Source organism: Halomonas cerina (assembly GCF_014192215.1).
Classification (GTDB): Bacteria; Pseudomonadota; Gammaproteobacteria; order Pseudomonadales; family Halomonadaceae; genus Halomonas; species Halomonas cerina.
The window spans coordinates 1-3,494 of sequence record NZ_JACHXP010000043.1 but is presented as its reverse complement, the minus strand read 5'-3'; the positions used below and the strand labels follow the sequence as shown (position 1 = coordinate 3,494).

Here is a 3,494-nt window from a genome sequence, read left to right as displayed (position 1 = left end):
CCGCAATTATGCCCAGCTCGGGATTATGCGCAGTTGATCAGTCGCCGTTTCTGCAACGCACTGACTATCAACGGAAGTCACTGCCCAAGCGAAGAGGTCCACAGGGCATAAGATTCGAGTACCACTCGCTATCCTGTCGGGAGGGTACTCATGTCAGTCCATTCGTGTGTTCGTGTCCAGCAACCCCAGTCGGAGCTATCGAGCAGCGACTCAGACTTGATCGACCGGTATGTCGCACACCTGAAACGACGAGGGCATACCGCCAGTACGACAAAGGCCTACCGCAGCGCGGTGGTGCATTTCCTGCAGTGGCGCCGCACCGTGCCGGTACTTCGGGATTCGCTCTGTGCCGAGACGGTACGCGCCTTTCTGGATGAGCATCTGCCAACCTGCCACTGCGCTCCCCCGGTTGTTCGCTCGCGCAAGACGGTTCAGGCAGCATTGAATCAGCTTCTGGCGATGAGCGGTCACGTCCGCGTGATCCAACACGCCGTACCGCTCCCGACGGCCATCGAGACATCGGTCGTCGCCTTCGATGCCTATCTGCGTGATGTCTGCGGCTTAGCGGTGCAAACCCGCCGGAGCCGGTGCCGCGAGGTACGGCGATTCCTCACTGACCTGCTCGGTACGGGACCACTGATTGTCGATCACATCACGCCAACGGTCCTGATCGACTACGTCACTGACCGGGCATGCGGGGCACGCGGCCTGACGGCGACTGCCCTGGTGGGGGCGTTGCGCGGTTATCTGCGCTTTCTGCGTTTCAGCGGTGTCTTGGTCGACAACTTCGGAGATACCATCCCATCGCCGGCACACTGGTCGCTGGCGGCCCTGCCGCCGGCACTGGGTGACGAGGAGCTGGCCCGTTTCTGGGCCGCCTTCGACCGTACCACCGCCATCGGCAAGCGTGATTACGCCATGGCGCGGTGTCTGGCCGACATGGCGCTGCGCTGCCATGAGGTGGCGCAGCTGAACCTGGAGGCGATCAATTGGCGTGGTGGGTTCCTGACGCTGACCCACAACAAAGGCCGCCGCGTCGATCGTCTGCCGCTGCCGGCATCGACCGGCGACAGCCTGGTCGATTATCTGCGTCATGGCCGACCGGCCTCGAGCAGCCGTGCCCTGTTCGTCTACCACCGTGCCCCTCTAGGTCAAGCTGTCGCCGTCACGACGGTGCGTGGTGCCGTGCGTCGCGCTTTCCAGCGCGCCGAGTTGCCCTGGAGCGGACCCCATGTGCTGCGCCATACCGCTGCCCGGCGCATGCTGCAGGGAGGCTGTTCGATCAAGGAGATCGCCGATGTGCTGCGCCACCGCAGCATCGATACCACGGCCATCTACACCAAAGTCGACCTGCCGCAGTTGACCGGCGTTGCGCAGCCCTGGCCGGAGGAATGGTCATGATGCACTGGAGCAGCATGCATGAGCGGGTGGCGGCGTATCTGCGGACACGCCGGGCCCTGGGCTTTGCCTTGACCATCGAAGGCCAGCAGCTCGAGCGTTTTGCTCGGTTTGCCGAGCAACGGGCCCATCAGGGCCCCTTGACCCTGGCGCTGGCGGTCGCCTGGGCCAATGCCTCACCCACACCGGAGGGGGTGGGCCCCGCCCGCCGCCTGGAGACGCTGCGCCCCTTCGCCAGGTATTGTCAGCTGTTCGAGCCACAGACGGAGGTCCCGCCTGTTCGGCTCTTCGGACCAGCTCATCGGCGCCTGCCGCCGCATATCTATTCCCCGCAGGAGCTCGCGCAACTATTGGCGGCGACGGCAGCGTTGCTCCCCACAGAAGGGCTTCGGCCGGTAACCATGCGCACCTTGCTTGGTTTTCTTGTCACAACGGGACTTCGCCTCGGTGAGGCTCTGCGGCTGCAGGAACAGGATGTCGATCTGGATCGAGGCATGGTCGAGGTGCGCGAGAGCAAATTCCGCAAATCCCGCCTGGTGCCAATCCATATCAGCACCACCGAGGCCTTGGCCGAGTACCTCATCGTGCGCAACCGATACCTGGGGCTTTCACAGGCGCCGGGCTTGTTCCTGTTCGACAACGCCCGCCCCATCACGGGGGCTCAGGCACGCTACGCCTTTCAGCTCATTCGCCAACAGCTGGGCTGGGACAAACCGGCGACCGGCCCCCTGCCTCGGCTCTACGATCTGCGGCACACCTTTGCCTGCCGGTGTCTGCTGAGATGGTACGCCGAAGGCGTGGACGTCAACCGAAGGCTGCCGCAGTTGGCCACCTATATGGGGCACTGCAAGGTATCCGACACCTATTGGTATCTCACCGGTATCCCGGCGCTGATGGCGATTGCCGCTGAGCGTTTCGAACAGGCGGCAGCGACGACCGAGGAGGATCAGCCATGAGGACGACGTCATCCGAAACCGATCTGGCCCGATTGCTCCAGCGGTTTTTCTACCAGCGTCTTCAGCAACAGCAACACCTGAGTGCGCGGACCGTCGCCAGTTACCGCGATACCTTCAGGTTGCTGTTCTGTTTTGCCGAGCAGCACCTGGGCCGTGGTGTCTGCACGTTATGTCTACACGACCTGGATGTCTCCCTGGTGTTGGCCTTCCTCGATCACCTCGAAACCCATCGCCACAACTGTATTCGCAGCCGCAATGCGCGCTTCGCGGCCATCCGGGCCTTCTTGCACTATGTGGCACTCCAGGAGCCAGCGTTACTGGCACAGGTCCAGCGTGTGCTGGCCATTCCCATGAAGCGCTTCGAGCGGCCGCTGGTCGGCTTCCTGTCGCGTGAAGAGATGGAAGCCATCCTCGCAGCACCGGATGCCGCCTCTTGGACAGGTCAACGGGATCGACTGCTGATCCTGCTGCTCTACAACACGGGTGCACGCGTCTCTGAGCTCATCAGTATCCGCCGCAGCGACGTCGATACGCAGCACGCACAGGCCATCCATCTGCACGGCAAAGGGCGCAAGGAGCGGGTGGTGCCGCTATGGAAACGCACGGCGCGGAGGTTGGATGAGTGGATGGTCACGCTCGCGACCGATACGACGCAGCCGTTACTGCTGAACCGCTTTGGTCGGTCCATGAGCCGATCCGGCGTCGAGCAGCGCTTGACGTTGGCGGTGTCGCAGGCCGCCGCACACTGTCCTTCATTGAAAGATCGCCGGGTGTCGCCGCATGTGATTCGACACACCACCGCGATGCATCTCCTGCAATCGGGTGTCGATCTGGCGGTGATTGCCCTGTGGTTAGGCCATGAGCAGGTGACGACCACACACCAGTATCTCGAGGCTGATCTGGACATGAAGGAACGGGCGCTGGCGAGCCTGCAGCCACCGGAAACGGCGACACCGCGCTTCATACCCAAGCCAGATGTGCTGGCCTTCCTCGACAGCTTGTGATTATGCGCAGTCTTTTCTCGTGACTCGTGAGCAAACCACGGTCCGGATGCCTGCACGCGAGGGGACGTTGGCGCTGGACCGTGGTCGGGGCCAGGCAGGGCAACTGCGCATAATCCCGAGCTGGGCATAATTGCGG

3 protein-coding genes are annotated in these 3,494 nt (G+C 63.0%); all 3 read left to right on the top strand.

Going from position 1 to position 3,494, the window contains the following annotated elements; all coding sequences use genetic code 11:
* The first annotated feature begins 150 nt into the window (after positions 1-150).
* Genes FHR94_RS19295 through FHR94_RS19285 form a run of 3 tightly spaced genes read left to right on the top strand, consistent with a single transcriptional unit; the run spans position 151 to position 3,358 of the window.
* Entirely contained in the window at positions 151-1,401 is a 1,251-nt protein-coding gene (locus FHR94_RS19295) for a site-specific integrase (RefSeq protein ID WP_183328373.1), read from the top strand.
* A complete protein-coding gene (locus tag FHR94_RS19290) occupies positions 1,398-2,354 on the top strand; it encodes a tyrosine-type recombinase/integrase (protein ID WP_183328371.1) in 957 nt (318 codons plus the stop codon). The genes FHR94_RS19295 and FHR94_RS19290 overlap by 4 nt, the downstream gene beginning before the upstream one ends.
* Positions 2,351-3,358 (top strand): tyrosine-type recombinase/integrase, encoded by a 1,008-nt coding sequence (locus tag FHR94_RS19285; RefSeq protein WP_183328368.1) that lies wholly within the window; start codon positions 2,351-2,353, stop codon positions 3,356-3,358. The genes FHR94_RS19290 and FHR94_RS19285 overlap by 4 nt, the downstream gene beginning before the upstream one ends.
* Positions 3,359-3,494: the final 136 nt, after the last annotated feature.

Bases quoted from the DNA above. Each gene is read 5' to 3' on its own strand.
- FHR94_RS19295 (WP_183328373.1), top strand. From the start codon at position 151: ATGTCAGTCCATTCGTGTGTTCGTGTCCAGCAACCCCAGTCGGAGCTA.
- FHR94_RS19290 (WP_183328371.1), top strand. From the start codon at position 1,398: ATGATGCACTGGAGCAGCATGCATGAGCGGGTGGCGGCGTATCTGCGG.
- FHR94_RS19285 (WP_183328368.1), top strand. From the start codon at position 2,351: ATGAGGACGACGTCATCCGAAACCGATCTGGCCCGATTGCTCCAGCGG.